Annotated in this window: 17 protein-coding genes and 1 tRNA gene; 9 read left to right on the top strand and 9 right to left on the bottom strand. The window is 61.2% G+C overall.

The window, feature by feature from the left end:
- The first annotated feature begins 233 nt into the window (after nucleotides 1–233).
- The 3 genes from SFY93_RS28600 to SFY93_RS28590 all read left to right on the top strand — a co-directional run bounded on the left by SFY93_RS28600 (nucleotide 234) and on the right by SFY93_RS28590 (nucleotide 1,537).
- On the top strand, nucleotides 234–605 hold the full coding sequence (locus SFY93_RS28600) for a phasin (RefSeq protein ID WP_115033036.1): 372 nt from the start codon (nucleotides 234–236) through the stop codon (nucleotides 603–605).
- A gap of 269 nt (nucleotides 606–874) precedes the next feature.
- Entirely contained in the window at nucleotides 875–1,309 is a 435-nt protein-coding gene (locus SFY93_RS28595) for a phasin (RefSeq protein ID WP_068728746.1), read from the top strand.
- A 151-nt stretch (nucleotides 1,310–1,460) separates the two neighbouring features.
- Nucleotides 1,461–1,537 (top strand) — tRNA-His (locus SFY93_RS28590).
- Between the two features lie 14 nt (nucleotides 1,538–1,551).
- On the opposite strand, the gene SFY93_RS28585 is transcribed toward SFY93_RS28590, so the two are convergent.
- Nucleotides 1,552–1,818, bottom strand: a complete 267-nt coding sequence (locus SFY93_RS28585; protein ID WP_320445476.1) for a hypothetical protein — start codon at nucleotides 1,816–1,818, stop codon at nucleotides 1,552–1,554.
- Between SFY93_RS28585 and SFY93_RS28580 the strand changes: the two genes are divergently transcribed.
- Nucleotides 1,802–2,032 carry a hypothetical protein gene (locus tag SFY93_RS28580; protein ID WP_184511980.1) on the top strand — a complete coding sequence of 77 codons (231 nt, stop codon included), beginning with the start codon at nucleotides 1,802–1,804 and terminating at the stop codon, nucleotides 2,030–2,032. The two genes, SFY93_RS28585 and SFY93_RS28580, sit on opposite strands and share 17 nt — an antisense overlap.
- Before the next feature lie 20 nt (nucleotides 2,033–2,052).
- On the opposite strand, the gene SFY93_RS28575 is transcribed toward SFY93_RS28580, so the two are convergent.
- Nucleotides 2,053–2,700 (bottom strand): SGNH/GDSL hydrolase family protein, encoded by a 648-nt coding sequence (locus tag SFY93_RS28575; RefSeq protein ID WP_320445475.1) that lies wholly within the window; start codon nucleotides 2,698–2,700, stop codon nucleotides 2,053–2,055.
- Nucleotides 2,701–2,956: 256 nt separating this feature from the next.
- Here SFY93_RS28575 and SFY93_RS28570 point away from each other — a divergent pair, with 256 nt between their 5' ends.
- The 3 genes from SFY93_RS28570 (at nucleotide 2,957) to SFY93_RS28560 (ending at nucleotide 4,652) form a co-directional block, all read left to right on the top strand.
- The gene (locus SFY93_RS28570) at nucleotides 2,957–3,217 is read left to right on the top strand and encodes a hypothetical protein (protein ID WP_320445474.1); all 261 of its coding nucleotides are present in this window, start codon (nucleotides 2,957–2,959) and stop codon (nucleotides 3,215–3,217) included.
- A 173-nt stretch (nucleotides 3,218–3,390) separates the two neighbouring features.
- Nucleotides 3,391–3,762, top strand: coding sequence for a hypothetical protein (locus tag SFY93_RS28565; RefSeq protein WP_244499613.1), 372 nt, complete (start codon nucleotides 3,391–3,393; stop codon nucleotides 3,760–3,762).
- 209 nt (nucleotides 3,763–3,971) lie between these two features.
- Nucleotides 3,972–4,652 carry an AAA family ATPase gene (locus SFY93_RS28560; protein ID WP_068728738.1) on the top strand — a complete coding sequence of 227 codons (681 nt, stop codon included), beginning with the start codon at nucleotides 3,972–3,974 and terminating at the stop codon, nucleotides 4,650–4,652.
- A 93-nt stretch (nucleotides 4,653–4,745) separates the two neighbouring features.
- Here the strand turns inward: SFY93_RS28560 and SFY93_RS28555 are convergent, their stop codons facing one another.
- Nucleotides 4,746–7,133, bottom strand: coding sequence for an EAL domain-containing protein (locus tag SFY93_RS28555; RefSeq protein WP_320445473.1), 2,388 nt, complete (start codon nucleotides 7,131–7,133; stop codon nucleotides 4,746–4,748).
- Nucleotides 7,134–7,399: 266 nt separating this feature from the next.
- The gene (locus SFY93_RS28550; RefSeq protein ID WP_089266249.1) at nucleotides 7,400–7,675 is read right to left on the bottom strand and encodes a metal-sensitive transcriptional regulator; all 276 of its coding nucleotides are present in this window, start codon (nucleotides 7,673–7,675) and stop codon (nucleotides 7,400–7,402) included.
- On the opposite strand from SFY93_RS28550, the gene SFY93_RS28545 reads away from it, so the two are divergent.
- Nucleotides 7,674–10,109: a heavy metal translocating P-type ATPase gene (locus tag SFY93_RS28545; RefSeq protein ID WP_414717005.1), complete on the top strand. Its 2,436-nt coding sequence runs from the start codon at nucleotides 7,674–7,676 to the stop codon at nucleotides 10,107–10,109. The genes SFY93_RS28550 and SFY93_RS28545 overlap by 2 nt on opposite strands.
- Before the next feature lie 253 nt (nucleotides 10,110–10,362).
- Here the strand turns inward: SFY93_RS28545 and SFY93_RS28540 are convergent, their stop codons facing one another.
- Nucleotides 10,363–11,256, bottom strand: coding sequence for a LysR family transcriptional regulator (locus SFY93_RS28540; protein ID WP_089266250.1), 894 nt, complete (start codon nucleotides 11,254–11,256; stop codon nucleotides 10,363–10,365).
- A gap of 32 nt (nucleotides 11,257–11,288) precedes the next feature.
- Entirely contained in the window at nucleotides 11,289–12,254 is a 966-nt protein-coding gene (gene trxB / locus SFY93_RS28535) for a thioredoxin-disulfide reductase (RefSeq protein ID WP_320445472.1), read from the bottom strand.
- Nucleotides 12,255–12,515: 261 nt separating this feature from the next.
- Here trxB and SFY93_RS28530 point away from each other — a divergent pair, with 261 nt between their 5' ends.
- Nucleotides 12,516–12,995, top strand: coding sequence for an Lrp/AsnC family transcriptional regulator (locus tag SFY93_RS28530; protein WP_068730339.1), 480 nt, complete (start codon nucleotides 12,516–12,518; stop codon nucleotides 12,993–12,995).
- 69 nt (nucleotides 12,996–13,064) lie between these two features.
- Here the strand turns inward: SFY93_RS28530 and SFY93_RS28525 are convergent, their stop codons facing one another.
- The 3 genes from SFY93_RS28525 to carB all read right to left on the bottom strand — a co-directional run bounded on the left by SFY93_RS28525 (nucleotide 13,065) and on the right by carB (nucleotide 17,809).
- Nucleotides 13,065–13,469: a DoxX family protein gene (locus tag SFY93_RS28525; protein ID WP_093757105.1), complete on the bottom strand. Its 405-nt coding sequence runs from the start codon at nucleotides 13,467–13,469 to the stop codon at nucleotides 13,065–13,067.
- 201 nt (nucleotides 13,470–13,670) lie between these two features.
- The gene (gene greA, locus SFY93_RS28520) at nucleotides 13,671–14,147 is read right to left on the bottom strand and encodes a transcription elongation factor GreA (RefSeq protein WP_068728727.1); all 477 of its coding nucleotides are present in this window, start codon (nucleotides 14,145–14,147) and stop codon (nucleotides 13,671–13,673) included.
- Between the two features lie 197 nt (nucleotides 14,148–14,344).
- The gene (carB, locus tag SFY93_RS28515; RefSeq protein ID WP_089265918.1) at nucleotides 14,345–17,809 is read right to left on the bottom strand and encodes a carbamoyl-phosphate synthase large subunit; all 3,465 of its coding nucleotides are present in this window, start codon (nucleotides 17,807–17,809) and stop codon (nucleotides 14,345–14,347) included.
- Nucleotides 17,810–17,818 lie beyond the last annotated feature (9 nt).

The following is a 17,818-nucleotide window of genomic DNA, read 5'->3' as shown; positions in this document are numbered from 1 at the left end:
CAGCAGGCCAAAGCAGCAATAACGTTAATCCGCTCCGAGGGTTCGGCATTCTGCCGAACGGAGGGGCTGGGCCATGCGTTGGCAGTTGCAAAACAAAAACAAAGGTCCACGATGGGATCGGACGAGGACGGGACGCCGCGTCACATCGGCGATGCCAAGCTCGGCTAGATTGCAGTGGGCGACACGGGAGACGGGGCCGTGGACGGCTTCGTCAATGCAAAATGGAGCGGGACATGACCGACCAATTCGAAATTCCGAAGGAAATGCGCGCGATGGCCGAAGCCAGCTTTGATCAGGCCAAGCAGGCATTCGAGAAGTTTCTGGCCAGCGCCCAGAGCACGGCGTCGTCGATCGAAAACCGTGGTGAGACCGTGCGCGCCGGCGCCAAGGATGTCAGCACCAAGGCCATCGCCTATGCCGAGAAGAACGTCGCCGCGTCGCTGGATTATGCCCAGCAGTTGCTGCACGCCAAGGATCTCGGCGACGTCATGCGGCTCCACAGCGAATACGTGCAGTCGCAGATGAAGTCGCTGGCAGAGCAGGCCAGCGAAATGGGCCAGATCATGAGCCGCGCTGCCATGGACGCCGCCAAGCCCAAGAGCTGACCGACCCCTGCGCTCTCCGTTCTGCAATCAATAGTTGATATTGAGCGAGTTCCATGACGTGGGCGCGCATTCGATCCGAGTCTCATGCGATTCTGCGGTGCAATATTCTGTTGCGCCGCACAATTCCGACATGATATTGCGGTAACCACAATGACGCATCGCTGATGGCGATGCCGCTCTGTTTCCCGCCAGCTGATGAAAGGCACCGGTGCCTTCCGCAGCCTCCACGGGTTTATTGATTTCACCCCCCACCACGAAGGATGCACGCTATGGCCGAATCGACCGATCCGTTCTCATCTTCCGTTATCCCGTTCCAGGTGCCGGAGCAGGTCCGCGCATTCGCCGAAAAGGGCGTCTCGCAGGCGCGCGAGGGTTATGCCAAGTTCAAGGACGCTGCCGAGACCCATAACAGCACGGTTGAAGCTGTGTTCGGCACGGCCACTAAGGGCGCTGCCGAATATTCGGCCAAGCTGCTCGACATTGCCAAGACCAACACCAATGCGGGTTTCGACTTCGCCCAGTCGCTGATCGGCGTGAAGTCGCCGTCGCAGGCGATGGAGCTGTGGACCGCTTTTGCGCGCAGCCAGGTTGAAACCTTCACGGGTCAGACCAAACAGCTGGCCGAACTCGGCCAGAAGATCGCCACTGAGACCGCCGAACCGATCAAGACCGGCGCTTCGAAGCTGTTCCAGCCGGCCGCCTGAGCCGATCGCACCGCCAAATAATCGAAAGCCCGGGCCGCAAGCCCGGGCTTTTGATTGCGCCAAAAATCATCATCGCGGCCTTGCCAAAGTGATGCGTTGCACCTAGTTTCCCGCCTGTTCGGGACCCCCTGATTTTGGGGCCGGTCAGGATGCAGTTGTAGCTCAGTTGGTTAGAGCGCCTGTTTGTGGAGCAGGAGGTCGGTGGTTCGAGACCACCCAACTGTACCATACAAATCAATCATTTAGCCGATTCGAGCGTGGCCGTTGCTTTGGGCTGCGGCAATGTCTGACCGCTTGGGTCGGGCCGGCAATGCCGGCGCGCCGGTCAGATCATTCAGCGTGCGCACGATCTGCCCGGGGCTGTAGGGCTGGGGCACAAACAGCCCGCCTTCGGGCAACTCGACGTCGTAAATGCCCGCGTGCTTCCGCCAGGCCGGTCGTGGAACTCGATTGCCATCGTTCCGTTGGCTTCCCAACGACAGGGAGGCAATCATGATCGACGCTGACATCAGCAATACCGCTATTGCGATGATGTGCGACATCGCGCGCGCCTCCGGGCTCGATCTCAATGCCGAAAAACGTGCCGTGCTTGACGGGCTGATTGCTCAAGGGCTTGTCGAGGTAATCGATCAAGCCAAGCCGGCAGCGGGGCCGAAATTTAGGATCACGTTGAAAGGGCAGCAACTCCTTGATGAGCGCGGCGTTGGCGTCAATGAGGCCTGATGCGGTTTTCTGCGTTGCTGTTACTTGCCTTTGCAAAGGACGTCGCTGACCCCGCCGAGAACGGCCTTGGTCCAGATTGCGTAGCCGGCATCATTCAGGTGAATGCCATCGGTTGTGTATTTCGCCGGCATGGACGGGATGGTGACAAGGCTCGCGCCAGTATCACCGGCGATGGTTGGCAGCAGCGCGTTGTAGTTGTCGATCGCCTGATCGTTGATGCGCGCGCTATCGGATTTGCCGGCTTCAACGGGCGTCACGGTCGCGATGGCCATTCGTGGAGTCGTGGATTTCAGCGTCGCGAGCAAAGCGAGATAGTTGGTCTTGTATGAGTCCGCGTTCGCAGGGACCGCAGCATCGTTGAGTCCGAGGGAGACGACGACCATGGCGGCCTGTTTCCCACCAAGTGCTTTTGTCAGCATGGCATCGAGACCGCTCGATGTCGTCGATCCGTCGATTCCGGCATTGACGATGGGCCGACCGCAGACGGCACGGGGGAAGGTTGCGCGTTTGACGATACTGTCGCCGAGGATGATGACGGGATCATCGACCTGTTTCAGTGCTGCCCGGATCAGAAGTGGGCGCGGCGGCGTCGCGTCATTTCCTTTGGGCCATGCGGCCCAGCCGCACAACCCCACGAAGCCGATAATGCCAATACGGGTCCAGTTCATGATCGTGGACCGCCCGCGCAGGTTCGGAGTATCGCTTTTGTCTCACTGTTCATCTTGGACCGTCTCTCGCACGAGGTCGCGACGGGGCAACGGCGCCGCGATGTCCGAGAAACTACAGGGCCGGCGCGAAGGCAAGCCCGATCCCCGTCACGTCCACCTTGCCAAGCTGGCAATCGTCTCCGACACTCCCACGATAACGTGCAACCAGGGGGGACTAATGTCGGTACGTCCAGGGATTTTGAGCGGGTCGCTTGCCATGTCACTCATGATCGGCGCGTCGTTCTTGGCGACGCCGTCGCAAGCCTATACCGACGATCAGCAACAGCTCTGCACCGGCGATGCCTTTCGGCTCTGCAGCGCGGCCATTCCCGATGTCGATCGCGTGACGGCCTGCATGATCCAGAAGCGGGCGCAATTGAGCCCGGGCTGCGCGCAATTCTTTCGGGCAACGCCGGCCAGCGCGCGCAAACCCGCGGCCAAGTCGCGAAGGGCGAAAAAGCCGACGCGCCCGAGCTGATCAGGCTTCGCTTTCACGTGAACGGAAGTTTAGTCAGCGTGCAGAACGGCGCGATCTCGCCGAGTCGCTGCACCGTGACGCCGTCGATCGTGGCAAAAAAGTGAACCCGTGACAAACTGACACGTTGGTATCACGCCACGAAGCAACATCTCCAGACCACGAGGAGCGTTATTTTGAGCAGCGAAACCAATATCGACTACAAGGCCGAACTCAATCGGCATTTGGCCTGGTTCGAAACCAAACTTCCGCCCCGACCGGCTCGATTTGTAGGTTGGTTGCGCAAGCCCTCATCGAAGCTCATTCGATTCCCGCTTGGCATTTTGCTGATTATCGGCGGGATTTTCAGCATTCTTCCTGTGCTCGGCCTCTGGATGTTGCCGCTCGGACTCATCCTCATCGCGCAGGATATTCCGCCGCTGGAAAAACCGGTGGCGCAGTTTCTCGGTTGGCTTGAGCGAAAGTGGATCGAACGTCAGCGCGCGAAGGGCATTGCTATCGAAGGCCCGGACTCAACTCGTTCCAACGGCGCTGATAGCAAGATTTGAGCGTCTGACTTGATACCAGAGTGCGACAAAGTGGCGACAAGCGTACTACACCTGACTCATTTTGGGCCTGTTGCGGCGCACTGTGTGACTCAAAAACCAACATTCCAAACAAATCAGGCACATATCCTTGAATTACGCGTAAATATGACTTTAACGAATCAGCAGACTGATTCATTTTCGCCTCCTGGGGTCAATCTGGAGGCCAACATATGAACGTCATAGTTTTCGCATCGCGTAAAGGCGGCTCGGGGAAGAGTACCCTGGCTGCACATCTTGCTGCTCAAGTTCATAAATCAACGAAGCCTTGCTTGCTCATCGACGCGGATCCGCAGGGTTCGTTGACGCTGTGGCACAAGCTGCGGGGAACAAATGAACCGCCGCTGAAGATCGCAAATCGCAGCGTGACCGAAATGGTTGCCGCAGCGAAGCGTGACGGTTTCGAGTGGGTGTTCATCGATACGCCGCCGAACACATCGGCTGTGGTCGACGATGCCATCAAGAACGCAACCATGGTGATCATTCCTGCGCGTCCCGGCGTGTTCGACGTCGATGCCGTGCAGGCGACGATCCAGTCCTGCCGTTCGGCCCGCAAGCCCTATGCGGTTGTCATCAACGGTGCGCCGGCACGCCGTGACGATTCCGAAAGCCGTATCGTGACGATCGCCCGCGAAGCGCTCGCCAAGTTCAAGGCTCCGGTGTGGTCCGGTCAGATCACCAACCGTGCAGATCTCCTGCTCGCGCTTGGCAACGGCGAAGGCGCCCGCGAATATCAGGCAGAAGGTCGCGCAGCCAGCGAGATCGGGAAGCTGTGGGCGGCGATCGAACGTTCGATCAAGGCTATTCGCGGCAACGGATCGGCGACCGGCGCGATGCACAAGCAGGCGGCCTGATAGCCGTTCTGCTCTTTTGACCCCAGAAAAAGCGCGCGAGACTTTCGCGCGTTTTTTGTCGTTGGTATGACCGTGACGGTGGGGTGTTCGCGCCTATGCTGAAATGGCGATATCTCCGGCGGGCGAGGTCACCCCTTGGGTGACTTCACGGAAGTTGTCTATGTCAGCCGGACGGCCGAGCAGATAGCCCTGCGCCTCGTCGCATTTCTCGTCGCGCAGGAATGCGAATTCCGCTTCGGTTTCCACGCCTTCGGCGAGCACCGGTAGCCCAAGCCCGCGGCCGAGGCCGAGGACGGCGCGCACGATTGCTGCTGCCTGGCTGTTGGTGTTCACCGACCTGATGAACGATCCGTCGATCTTGATCTTGTCGAAAGGGAATGCGCGCAGGTTCGACAGCGACGAGTAGCCGGTGCCGAAGTCATCCATGGCGATGTGAACGCCGAGCGCCTTGATCCGGCGAAGTGTCAGCAATGCGCGATCGAAGTCGCGGATCAGCGCGGTCTCGGTGATCTCCAGTTCGAGCCGATGCGGGGGCAGGCCGGTTTCCAGCAAGACCTCATGGACGGTTGCGACAAAGCTATCGTGGTGGATCTGAACCGCCGAGACATTGACCGCGATGGTCAATGGATGCTTCCACGTCGCTGCTTCACGGCAGGCGGCGCGCAGCACCCATTCGCCGATGCCGAGAATGGCGCCGGTGTCTTCCGCAATCGGAATGAAGATGTCGGGGCGAATATTGCCGCGGACGGGATGGTTCCAGCGCAGCAGTGCCTCGAAGCCGATCACGCGGCCCGACTCCATGGTGCCCTGGGGCTGATACACCACTTTCAGCTGATTGGCATCGATGGCGTTGCGTAGATCGTGTTCGAGCAGCCGGCGGTCGCGCACGGCTTCCCCCATTGCAGGTTCGAAGAAGCGCCAGGTCGCGCGGCCTTCGGATTTGGCGCGGTAGAGCGCGGTGTCGGCGCAAGCGAGCAACGTGTCGCGATCACTGGAGTCGTCTGGGCAGAGTGCGATACCGACACTGGCGGTGACGCTGCCGAGTTCGAAGGTGGCATCCTTGCTCCGGAATGCTTCCAGTATCCTGTCGGCGAACTGACTCGCAACTGCGGGCGAGGTCAGGTTCGGCAAGAGAATGGCGAACTCGTCGCCGCCAAGACGCGCCATCATCTCGCCTTCGCCAAGCAGGGCGGTGATGCGCGCCGTTACGCTCTTGAGGACCTTGTCGCCGGCGGCGTGGCCGAACAGATCATTGACCTGTTTGAACTGATCGAGATCCAAAGCGAGTATGGCGAGCGGGCGGTCCTTGGATAGTGTCGCAATCTCCTGATCGATTCGATCATGGAACGTGCCGCGATTGGGCAGTCCGGTCAGGGAGTCGTAGTGGGCGAGATAGCGGATGTGCTGTTCGGCCTGCTTGCGTTCGCGGAGGTCACGTACAGCGATGACCTGATGTGGCTTCCCCGCAAAGTCGATTCCACGCAGGATCAATTCAACCGGAATCGTCTGGCCGTTGCGCTGCCGCAGGCTCGCTTCCACCGATTTGTCAGGCTGGCTCATGATCTGAGTCCGCGTATCTCCATCGGGGAAGCAGTCTTGTAGACGCCCGCCAATCAGCAATTCAGCGGACGATCCCGCCAGCGCGGCGAAGGACGTGTTGACCGTGACGATCGTGTCGCCGTCGCACACCAGCAGCCCTTCGACGGCAGCATTGGCGAGGCCGCGCATGCGGTCGGCTTCGAGATCGGAGCGGCGGTGATCACGGATATCCAGCACGATGCCAGCCAGCGCCAGGCCAATGATGGCGAAGCTGATCAATGAGACGCCAAGTGCGAGCCATCCGGCGGGGATGGTGAGCGGCGAGACGGCGATGGTCGGATCCGGGGTGATCGTGACCGCGCTCATCGCCGTGAAATGGTGAGTGCAGATCGCGAGCGTTAGCAGCAGCGCGCCGCTGATCTTCCAGCGCAGGGTGGTGCCATGCAACCCTACCGGAAGCGCGATCGCGCCGAGCACGGCTCCCAATACGATCGAGACGATGACGAGCGTCGTATCCCAGTTGATGCGCGCCTGAAGTTCGAAGGCGGCCATGCCGGTGTAATGCATCGCCGCGATGCCACCCGCTACGACGGCGCCGCCGATCCAGAGGCCGGCACGAAAATTCGGGATCAACGATACGGCGAGGCCGGCGCCGGTCAGCAGCAGCGCGGCGATCAGCGAGACGACCGTAAGTACGATATTGTAGCCGCTCGGCATCCCCGGCGAGAATGCCAGCATCGCTACGAAATGCGTGGCCCAGATGCCGAAGCCCGTGGAGATCGCGGATACCGCGAGCCAGACGAGGCGCATCTGGCCTGTGGCGCTTCGCGCATGACGGAGCAGGTTGATAGCAGCGAGGGACGCGATCGCGCAGATGATGGCCGCAAGTCCGACGAGCCTGAAATCATGGGCATTGGCGATGCAGTTATAGATCGTAAGCATGTACAGATACCGCGAGCGGGATTACCGCAATTGCGCGGGACGTTAGATATAAGTACGTAAAGACACGTAAATACCGGCGATCGGCGCTATTAGATCGCCCCGTGTGCTATCGCTGCGCATGCTTATCCAACCGTAAATTTTGCGGATATTCGCCGGCTCTTGATGACCTAAAGGTGTGGTCGCATTTCAGCGCCACCCTCACCGGGCAAAAACCGTAACGACTGATCAACCGTTTTCCAACATCGCGGCCGCTCGTCGCATTCGCGTCACCGGTCGACGCGGCTGACTACGTCCATCAACTCGGCGATCTTGCGGCGTTGGTCGGCCTTGTCGCCTGACGAGATCGCGTGCTCCACGCAATGCGCGACATGGTCGCGCAGGATCTCTTCCTCGACGCGTCGCAACGCTGCGCGGGCCGCGGCGATCTGCGTAACCACATCGATGCAATAGCGGTCGGCCTCGACCATGCCGGCAAGGCCGCGGACCTGGCCTTCGATCCGTTTGAGGCGTTTTAAACAGGACGTCTTGATCTCGCTGCGCATGAGGTCCATATACCCCCATAGGGTATATGTTTCAAGAGGCGAGGTCACGGTGGCAGAGACAACTCACGCGCATACGGGGCACGATGCCCACGCCGGTCACACGCATGGCGCATGCTGTTCGCATGGTCACCATCACCCCGAGGCTGCACCGACCAAAGTGCTCGATCCGGTCTGCGGCATGACCGTCGATCCCGCCACCGCCAAGAACCGTCTGATCTATCAGGGCCACGAGTATTTCTTCTGCAGCGCGCGCTGTCGCGAGCGGTTCAATGCGGATCCCGAGAGTTTTCTGAAGCCGAAGGAGCCCGCGCCGCCCGCGCCAGCCGGCACCATCTATACCTGCCCGATGCACCCGGAGATCCGTCAGGAAGGACCCGGGAGCTGTCCGATCTGCGGCATGGCGCTGGAGCCGGAGCAGGTCTCGCTCGACGACAAGCCCGATCCTGAACTGATCGACATGACCCGGCGCTTCTGGATCGCGCTGGCACTGACATTGCCCGTGTTCGTGCTGGAGATGGGCGCGCATCTCGGCCTGATGCAACTGGTATCGCAGACCACATCGAACTGGATCTCGTTGGTGCTGGCGACACCCGTGGTGCTGTGGGCCGGCGCACCGTTCTTCGAACGTGGATGGCGCTCGGTGGTAACGCGCAATCTCAACATGTTCACGCTGATTGCCATGGGTACCGGTGTGGCCTGGATCTACAGCGTTGTGGCCACCTTCGCGCCCGGTCTGTTTCCCGACACGTTCCGTGACCATCACGGTGCAGTGGCGGTCTATTTCGAAGCCGCTGCTGTCATCACCGTGCTCGTTTTGCTCGGACAAGTGCTCGAGCTGCGCGCGCGCAATCAGACGTCAGGTGCGATCCGCGCGCTGCTCGGTCTCGCACCGAAGACCGCGCGGCGCATCGGCAAGGACGGTGATGAGGACGTCGCCCTCGAGGCCATCGCCATCGGCGATTTGTTGCGCGTGAGGCCGGGCGAGAAAATTCCGGTCGACGGCGTCGTCACCGAGGGGCGTTCGTCGGTGGATGAATCCATGGTGACCGGCGAGTCCATGCCGGTGAGCAAGGTCGAAGGCGCGCGCGTCATCGGCGGTACCGTCAATCAGAGCGGCGGCCTCGTGCTGCGGGCTGACAAGATCGGCCGCGATACGATGTTATCGCGGATCGTCGACATGGTCGCCAAGGCGCAGCGCTCGCGCGCGCCGATCCAGCGTCTCGCGGATCGTGTCGCCGGCTGGTTCGTGCCGGCCGTGCTCGCCGCGGCGGTGATTGCATTCATCGCCTGGGCGACATTCGGGCCAGAGCCGCGGCTCTCGTTCGCGCTTGTTGCTGCGGTCACCGTGCTGATCATCGCGTGCCCCTGTGCGCTCGGCTTGGCAACACCGATGTCGATCATGGTCGGCGTCGGCCGCGGCGCCCATGCCGGCATTCTGGTGCGTGACGCGCAGGCGCTGGAGCGCCTGGAAAGCATCGACACCATTGTGATCGACAAGACCGGTACGCTGACGGAAGGCAAGCCGAAACTGGTGAGCATCTCGCCAGCGGAAGGGTTCAACGAAAGCGACATTCTGCAACTTGCTGCAAGTATCGAACGTTCCAGCGAGCATCCGCTGGCGCAAGCCATCGTCAATGAAGCAAAGCAACGCAATGTGGTGCTGAGCGATGCCAGTGACTTCGCCTCGCCGTCCGGCAAAGGCGCGTCGGGTGTGGTCAATGGCAAGCGCGTTGCGCTCGGCAATGCGATGCTGATGGACGAATTGAAAGTGGATACGACGCGCTCCGACGGCGTCGCCGAGCTGGCGCGGCAGAACGGTGCGACTGCCATCTTCGTTGCCATCGATGGCAGCGTCGCCGGCGTGATGGCGATTGCCGACCCCGTAAAGCCATCGGCGCAGGATGCGTTGAAGAAGCTGCGCGCCGACGGCCTGCGGATCGTCATGCTCACCGGCGACAATGCGACGACGGCAAAGGCCGTCGCAAAGACACTGGGTATCGATGAGGTCGAGGCGGGTGTGTTGCCGGAGCGCAAGAGTGACGTGGTCACACGTCTGCGCGGCGAAGGCCGCCGGGTCGCCATGGTTGGCGATGGCGTCAACGATGCGCCTGCGCTGGCTGCTGCGGATGTCGGCATCGCCATGGGCACGGGGACCGATGTCGCGATCGAGAGTGCTGGTGTGACACTGCTGACCGGCGATCTGATGGGGCTGGTGCGCGCGCGCGAACTATCAAAGGCCGTGATGAGCAATATCCGTCAGAATCTGATTTTCGCCTTCATCTACAACGCGGCCGGCGTGCCGATTGCGGCCGGTGTGCTGTATCCGATCTTCGGCATCCTGCTGTCGCCGATGCTCGGCGCTGCAGCGATGGCGCTGTCCTCGGTGAGTGTGATCGGGAATGCGCTCCGGCTGGCGAAAGTGAAGCTGGACTGACAATTCGGGGGCGCAAAAAAAAGCCGGACTCAAACGAGTCCGGCTCTGAGGTATTGGCCTCGAGAGGCCGACACAATCACCTTCCAAGAGGGATTACTGAGACTTCGCACCACTGGAGGAGGGGGACAAATGCGCAGCGCAAAATCTCAGCATCTGAGAAGTATGATCCCTGAAGGTGGCATGCAGCAACGCATCACTTGGCATGTCTGACATGCTGGGAAGCGTGGGCATATCTGCCCTGAAATATTGCGGGTTAGGACGGCCAGCGCTGTGCCTTGCTGACGATGAAGTCGCGGAACACCTGCACACGGGCGACCGTCTTCAACTCTTCGGGATAGACAAAATAAGTGTCGAGTTGAATTGAGTCCGACTCGCTGAAGAGCTGAACCAGACGATCGTTTTCTTCGACCAGGTAGTCCGGCAATGCTGCAATGCCCAAGCCCTGCTGGCAGGCGCGCATCAGGCCCAGAATATTGTTGACCTTGAAGTAGGGTTCGCGCGGGCCGGAGCCGTTGCGCCCGGCATCGATCAGCCAGCTGCGGTTTTGCAGGTGCGGGGACACCTGGGCGTCGCTGAGCATGATGATGCGGTGCCCGTCGAGCTCGTCGAGGGTGCGCGGGGTGCCGAAATGCTTGATATATTCCGGCGAGCAATAAGCGTGGAATCCCATGGCGAACAGCTTGCGCTGGATCAGGTCCGGCTGGGTCGGCTTGCGGGTGCGGATGGCCACATCGGCCTCGCGCATCGACAGGTCGAGTTCCTCGTCGGTAACGATCAGCGAAATGCGGATTTCCGGATAGAGCGCGGTGAACTCGCCAAGGCGTGGGATCAGCCAGTTGATGCCGACGCCCGGGGTAGTGGTGACCTTGAGGTCGCCGCTCGGCCGCTCGCGGCTGTCGGTCAGCTTCGCGCGTGCCGCCTGGAGCTGCATGAACACGTCATGGGCGGTGCGGAACAGCAGGTCGCCCTGTTCGGTGAGGATCAGGCCGCGGGCGTGGCGGTGGAACAGCGAGACCGCCAGTTCCTGCTCAAGCGCGCTCACCTGTCGTGAGACTGCCGATTGCGACAGGCCCAGTTGCTCGCCTGCATGCGTGAAGCTCCCCGCTTCCGCCGCCGCGTGAAACACCTTCAGCTTGTCCCAGTCCATATCTGTAAATCCGTCGCGGGTTCGTTTGATCATCATTCGGCCGCTGCGCGGTCATGAGCATGCGCGGCAAGATAGCGTTCGGCTTCGAGGGCGGCCATGCAGCCCATGCCGGCGGCGGTGACTGCCTGCCGATAGGTTTCGTCCGCCACGTCGCCGGCAGCGAACACGCCGGGCATCGAGGTTGCGGTGGAATTCGGAGCCACTTCGACATAGCCCGAGGGCTTCAGCTTGATCTGGCCCTTGATGAGTTCGGTCGCGGGCGCGTGGCCGATGGCAATGAAGACGCCGTCGGCTGGCACCTCGGTGGTGGCGCCGGTCTTGACGTTCTTGAGGCGAACATGCGTGACCTTGGCCGGGCCTTCGGTGCCGCGGATCTCGTCGAGCGCCGAGTTCCAGACCACCTTGATCTTCGGGTGCTTGAACAGTCGCTCCTGCAGGATGCGTTCGGCACGGAAATGGTCGCGGCGATGCACGATGGTGACCTGCGAGGCGAAATTGGTCAGGAACAAAGCTTCCTCGACGGCCGTGTTGCCACCGCCGACCACGATCACCTCCTTGTTGCGATAGAAGAATCCGTCGCAGGTGGCGCAGGCGGATACGCCGCCGCCCTGGAATTTCTCTTCCGACGGGATGCCGAGCCAGCGCGCCTGCGCGCCGGTGGCCAGGATCACGGTTTCGGCGAGATAGACATCGCCGCTGTCGCAGGTCAGGCGGAACGGGCGCTGGTTCAGATCCATGTCACTGACCAGATCGGTGACAATCTTGGTACCGACATGATGCGCCTGCTTCTCCATCTGCTCCATCAGCCAGGGCCCCTGGACGACGTCGGCGAAGCCCGGATAGTTCTCGACATCCGTGGTGATGGTCAGCTGGCCGCCGGGCTGAATCCCCTGGATCAGGACGGGCTCGAGCATCGCACGTGCGGCGTAAATAGCGGCAGTGTAGCCAGCCGGGCCTGAGCCGATGATGACGACTTTGGCATGGATGGGGGCGGCCATGGTCGAGTCCCTTTCTGAAGGGAAATTGGTCATTGCTGAGGCGAAATGTGCCGGCGAACACGTCGCTGCGGCGTCGAAAGTCTTGTCTGCTAGTGTAGAATATCTGGCGAGCCATGCAAGAATTGCAATTCGTCCCGGCAATTTTTCCCCCGGAGACGCTTAATTTCTGCGATGCACGCGCAATAAAATTGCGCAAGTTGCGGCTCCTGCGCTAAGAGAGTTCAAACGGTTTGTTTGAATACCAGCCAGGATCCGCGCCGCGTGCCGAAAAGCCTAGACGACATCGACCTCAAAATTCTCAGCGAAATCCAGGCCGACGGCCGAATCACCAATGTGGAACTCGCCAAGCGCGTCGGCATCTCGCCGCCGCCCTGCCTGCGCCGGGTCCGGACCCTGGAAGAGGCTGGCTATATCCAGGGCTATCGCGGGTTGCTGGATCCCCGATTGCTCGGTTTCGATGTTACGGTGTTCGCCTCGGTCCACCTGTCGAGCCAGGCGGATGCCGATCTCAAGGCGTTCGAGGATTTCGTCCGCAAGGAGCCTTTGGTGCGGGAGTGCTGGATGCTGTCGGGCGAGATCGACTTCATCCTGAAATGCGTGGCGCCCGACATGGCGACCTTTCAGGATTTCGTCGGCCATCTCACGGCCGCACCGCATGTCCGCAATGTCCGCACGTCTCTGGTTCTGCAGAATTCGAAATACGCAGCCGCCGTGCCGCTCGAGCTGAGGGCCGCGGATTAGCAGCGAGTGTTAAAGCAAAGGGCGCCCACCTTGCGGTGAGCGCCCTTTTTTATTGCCGTGATGTCGAGCTTAGCTCTTCTTGCGCAATATAGCGTCGAGGCTGATCGGGCCTCCGCCTGACGTCGCAAGATAGAGGCAGGAGAAGCAGAACAGGATGGCAGCGGTGCCGCCGTTCAGCAGCGGCAGGAAAACCGGATCCGCGCCTTTAAACATGTGGCCGAGGAAGTAAGCGAAAGCCATTTCACCGGCGAGGATGAACGCAACTGGGCGCGTGAACAGGCCGAGCAGCAGCAGCGCACCGCCGACGAGTTCAAGCGTTGCCGCGACCTGGATCAACGGCGGAATATTCGCGAAATAGGGCAGAACCGGAAATTTGAAGATCTTGGCGATGCCATACTGCAGCAGCAGCAGGCCGGTGATGAAGCGGAAAAGGCTTAGTGCAGCAGGCTGAAATTTAGCGAAGGCTTGGTCCATGTCATTAGTCCCCCTGTGATGACCATCGTTTCTAGCATTACTGCAATGCAAAATGCTGGTCACTCTCGTGTGAAAACACATGAGCTGTGGAAGTATTCCAGAAGTTTCCGTGAGTGGCGATGGCTGGATACCGCAATCAGGGGACAATAAAAAAGCCGCGCATCATGCGCGGCTTTCTTGTTTCGCGTTGAGCGCTGTCGATCAGCGCCACTCGACCTTGGTGATCTCATAGGCCTTGGCCCCGCCGGGAGCGACGACTTCGACCGATGCGCCTTTGCTCTTGCCGATCAGCGCACGCGCCAGTGGCGAGGTAATCGAGATGCGACCTTTCTTGGCATCAGCCTCGGGCTCGCCGACGATCTGCCAGACCGCCTTCTTCTCGGTGTCCTCATCGATCAGCGTCACGGTCGCGCCGAATTTGATGGTATCGCCGGACAGCTTCGAGATATCGATGATATCGGCGCGGGCGAGCTTGTCCTCGATATCGCTGATGCGGCCTTCATTATGCGACTGCTCTTCCTTGGCGGCGTGATACTCGGCATTTTCCGAGAGGTCGCCATGGGAGCGCGCTTCGGCGATCTGCTCGATGATCCGCGGACGGTGCACCGACTGACGTTCCTTCAGCTCGACCTCCAGCGCAGCGTAGCCACCTGCTGTCATCGGGACCTTCTCAACCATTCTCTTCGTCCTCTAACGTCATGCGGAACGCGGCGGCGCGCGCATGAAACCATTCGTTCTGCAAGATGTCGGCTTGGCTGCGCTTGCAGCCAGTTCAGACGCCGGCTTCGAGTGCCGAAACAAAACAAAGACGCGACCGGTGAGTTCCGGTCGTGCCTTGCCTAGCTGATCTCGTCGGACCTGCAGTCCGCCCGAATTCAGGCTTCGGAAAAGTAACTCTGCAATGTGCGGACCTCAAGGTCCCCGCCCAGATAGGCCCGGACGCCCTGTGCAGCCGCCACGGCACCCGAAAGAGTGGTGTAATACGGTACTTTATGCAAGAGGGCAGCCCGCCGCAGCGAGCGGCTGTCGGCCAGGGCCTGCGGCCCGTCGGTGGTGTTCAGAACCAGCTGAATCTCGCCATTGGTGATGGCATCGACGATGTGCGGCCGGCCTTCCAGCACCTTGTTGATCTTCTCGGCGGGGACGCCATTGTCGACCAGGAAGCGCTGGGTCCCCGACGTCGCGAGCACCTTGAAGCCGTTCGACGAGAGCAGCTTCACGGCATCGAGAATGCGCGTCTTGTCGCTTTCGCGCACGGACACGAACACAGTGCCACTGCGCGGCACGCGGGTGCCGCCGCCGAGCTGGCTCTTGGCGAAGGCGATTTCGAACGAGCGGTCGATGCCCATCACTTCGCCGGTGGAGCGCATCTCCGGGCCGAGCACCGTATCGACGCCGGGGAAGCGCGCGAACGGGAAGACCGATTCCTTGACGCCGACATGGTCGAGCTTGCGCTTCTTCAGATTGAAGTCGGCGAGCTTCTCGCCGGCCATGATACGCGCGGCGATCTTGGCCACCGGCATGCCCATCACCTTGGCAACGAAAGGCACGGTGCGCGACGCGCGCGGATTGACTTCGAGCACGTAGATGTCGCGATCCTTGACCGCGAACTGCACGTTCATCAGTCCGACCACGTCGAGGCCGAGGGCCATGTCGCGGGTCTGGCGTTCGAGCTCGGCGATCATGTCGTCGTCGAGCGAATGCGGCGGCAGCGAGCAGGCCGAGTCGCCGGAGTGAATGCCAGCTTCCTCGATATGCTCCATGATGCCGACGATGAAGGTATCCTTGCCATCGCACAGGCAGTCGACGTCGACTTCGATGGCATCAGACAGATAGCGATCGAACAGCAGCGGATTGGTGCCGAGCACCGTATTGATCTGGCCGGTCTTGTCGTTCGGATAGCGCGCTTTGACGTCGCCAGGCACCAGCTCCGGCAGCGTGCCGAGCAGGTAATCGCCGAGCTGGCTTTCCTCGCGGATGATCTGCATCGCGCGGCCACCGAGCACATAGGACGGACGCACCACCAGCGGCAGGCCGAGATCGGCTGCGACGAGGCGGGCCTGTTCGACCGAATAGGCGATGCCGTTCTTCGGCTGCTTGAGCTTGAGCTTGTCGAGGATGCGCTTGAAGCGATCGCGATCTTCGGCAAGATCGATGGCATCCGGCGAGGTACCGAGGATCGGCACGTCGGCGGCTTCCAGCGCGCGTGCGAGCTTCAGCGGGGTCTGGCCGCCGAACTGCACGATCACGCCGTGCAGCGTGCCGTTCTGACGTTCGGTGTCGATGATCTCGAGCACGTCTTCGGCAGTCAGCGGTTCGAAATACAGGCGATCCGCAGTGTCGTAGTCGGTCGACACGGTTTCCGGATTGCAGTTGACCATGATGGTCTCGTAGCCGGCGTCGGCGAGCGCGAAGCAGGCGTGACAGCAGCAATAGTCGAACTCGATGCCCTGGCCGATACGGTTCGGGCCGCCGCCAAGAATGATGACCTTGTTCTTGTCCGACGGCTGACTCTCGTCAGCGAAGGCGCCGGCGAAGGACGACTCATAGGTCGAATACATGTAGGCGGTCGGCGAGGCGAATTCGGCGGCGCAGGTGTCGATGCGCTTGAACACCGGTCGCACATCGAGCGAGCGGCGCAGTGCCTTGACGTCGGCCTCGGTCTTGCCGGCGAGCACGGCGAGACGCGCGTCGGAGAAGCCCATGGCCTTCAGCGTCCGCATGCCGAAGGCGTTGGCGGGCAGGCCATTGGCCTTCACCTTGGCTTCCATTTCGACAATGCCGCGCATCTCGGCGAGGAACCACGGATCGATCTTGCAGGAGTTGAAGATCTCCTCATCGGTCCAGCCCAGACGCATGGCCTGGCCAACCTGCAACAGACGGTCCGGTGTCGGTGTGCCGAGTGCAGCGCGGATGGCGTTCTTGTCGTCGCCGCGGCCGAGATCCTCGATCTCGATTTCGTCGAGGCCGGTCAGGCCGGTTTCAAGTCCACGCAGCGCCTTCTGCAGCGACTCCTGGAATGTGCGGCCGATGGCCATCACTTCGCCGACCGACTTCATCGACGTCGTCAGCGTGCGCGATGCGCCGGGGAATTTCTCGAAGGCGAAGCGGGGAATCTTGGTGACGACATAGTCGATGGTCGGCTCGAACGACGCAGGGGTTGCGCCGCCGGTGATGTCGTTGGCGATTTCATCGAGCGTGTAGCCGACAGCGAGCTTCGCTGCGACCTTGGCGATCGGGAAACCGGTGGCCTTCGAGGCCAGCGCCGACGAGCGCGACACGCGCGGATTCATTTCGATCACGACCATGCGGCCGTCGGCGGGATTGACGCCGAATTGCACGTTGGAGCCGCCGGTCTCGACGCCGATCTCGCGCAGCACCGCCAGCGAGGCGTCGCGCATGATCTGGTATTCTTTATCGGTCAGCGTCAGCGCCGGCGCGACGGTGATGGAGTCGCCCGTATGCACGCCCATCGGATCGAGATTCTCGATCGAGCAGATGATGATGCAGTTGTCCTTCTTGTCGCGGACGACTTCCATCTCGTACTCTTTCCAGCCGAGCACTGACTCTTCGATCAGCACTTCGTTGGTCGGAGACGCGTCGAGGCCGCGCTCGATGATGTCAAGGAATTCTTCGCGGTTATAGGCAATGCCGCCGCCGGTCCCGCCCATGGTGAAGGACGGGCGGATGATCGCGGGCAAACCAATTTCAGACAGCGCCATCAGCGCCTGGCCGAGGGCATGCTCCTGATAACGCTTGCGGCGGTCGCCTTCATGCAGCACCCACTGCCGCTCGTGCTCGGCCAGCGCGTCGCCCGTCAGCTTGGCTTTTTCGGCCTGATGCTGCTCGCGATACTGTTTCTTCAGCGCGGATGCATTGGCGAGCCGCGACTTCGGCGTCTCCAGGCCAATCTTCGTCATCGCCTCGCGGAAAAGCTGGCGGTCTTCGGCCTTGTCGATCGCTTCGGCGGTGGCGCCGATCATCTCGACGTCGAACTTCTCCAGCGTGCCCTGCTGGCGCAGCGACAGCGCGCAGTTCAGCGCGGTCTGGCCGCCCATGGTCGGCAGCAGCGCAAAACCCTTGGAGCGGTCGCCGCGCTCCTTTTCAATGATCTTGGCGACGATCTCGGGTGTGATCGGCTCGATATAGGTCGCGTCCGCCAGTTCCGGGTCCGTCATGATCGTGGCCGGATTGGAATTGACCAGAACGATCCGGTAGCCCTCTTCCTTGAGCGTCTTGACGGCTTGCGTGCCCGAATAATCGAACTCGCAGGCCTGGCCGATCACGATAGGACCGGCGCCGATGATCAGGATGGTGGATATGTCGGTACGTTTTGGCATTTAAACTCG

It is taken from the genome of Tardiphaga sp. 42S5, assembly GCF_034044155.1.
Taxonomy (GTDB): Bacteria; Pseudomonadota; Alphaproteobacteria; order Rhizobiales; family Xanthobacteraceae; genus Tardiphaga; species Tardiphaga robiniae.
The sequence above is the reverse complement of the archived record's forward strand: the minus strand, read 5'-3'. Positions and strand labels throughout refer to the sequence as shown.

Coding starts and splice junctions, on each gene's coding strand:
- SFY93_RS28525 (WP_093757105.1), bottom strand. CDS start 13,469: ATGGACCAAGCCTTCGCTAAATTTCAGCCTGCTGCACTAAGCCTTTTC.
- SFY93_RS28585 (WP_320445476.1), bottom strand. CDS start 1,818: ATGTCAGCGTCGATCATGATTGCCTCCCTGTCGTTGGGAAGCCAACGG.
- SFY93_RS28570 (WP_320445474.1), top strand. CDS start 2,957: ATGTCACTCATGATCGGCGCGTCGTTCTTGGCGACGCCGTCGCAAGCC.
- SFY93_RS28595 (WP_068728746.1), top strand. CDS start 875: ATGGCCGAATCGACCGATCCGTTCTCATCTTCCGTTATCCCGTTCCAG.
- SFY93_RS28580 (WP_184511980.1), top strand. CDS start 1,802: ATGATCGACGCTGACATCAGCAATACCGCTATTGCGATGATGTGCGAC.
- SFY93_RS28540 (WP_089266250.1), bottom strand. CDS start 11,256: ATGGACTGGGACAAGCTGAAGGTGTTTCACGCGGCGGCGGAAGCGGGG.
- carB (WP_089265918.1), bottom strand. CDS start 17,809: ATGCCAAAACGTACCGACATATCCACCATCCTGATCATCGGCGCCGGT.
- trxB (WP_320445472.1), bottom strand. CDS start 12,254: ATGGCCGCCCCCATCCATGCCAAAGTCGTCATCATCGGCTCAGGCCCG.
- SFY93_RS28555 (WP_320445473.1), bottom strand. CDS start 7,133: ATGCTTACGATCTATAACTGCATCGCCAATGCCCATGATTTCAGGCTC.
- SFY93_RS28600 (WP_115033036.1), top strand. CDS start 234: ATGACCGACCAATTCGAAATTCCGAAGGAAATGCGCGCGATGGCCGAA.
- SFY93_RS28575 (WP_320445475.1), bottom strand. CDS start 2,700: ATGAACTGGACCCGTATTGGCATTATCGGCTTCGTGGGGTTGTGCGGC.
- greA (WP_068728727.1), bottom strand. CDS start 14,147: ATGGTTGAGAAGGTCCCGATGACAGCAGGTGGCTACGCTGCGCTGGAG.
- SFY93_RS28560 (WP_068728738.1), top strand. CDS start 3,972: ATGAACGTCATAGTTTTCGCATCGCGTAAAGGCGGCTCGGGGAAGAGT.
- SFY93_RS28550 (WP_089266249.1), bottom strand. CDS start 7,675: ATGCGCAGCGAGATCAAGACGTCCTGTTTAAAACGCCTCAAACGGATC.
- SFY93_RS28545 (WP_414717005.1), top strand. CDS start 7,674: ATGAGGTCCATATACCCCCATAGGGTATATGTTTCAAGAGGCGAGGTC.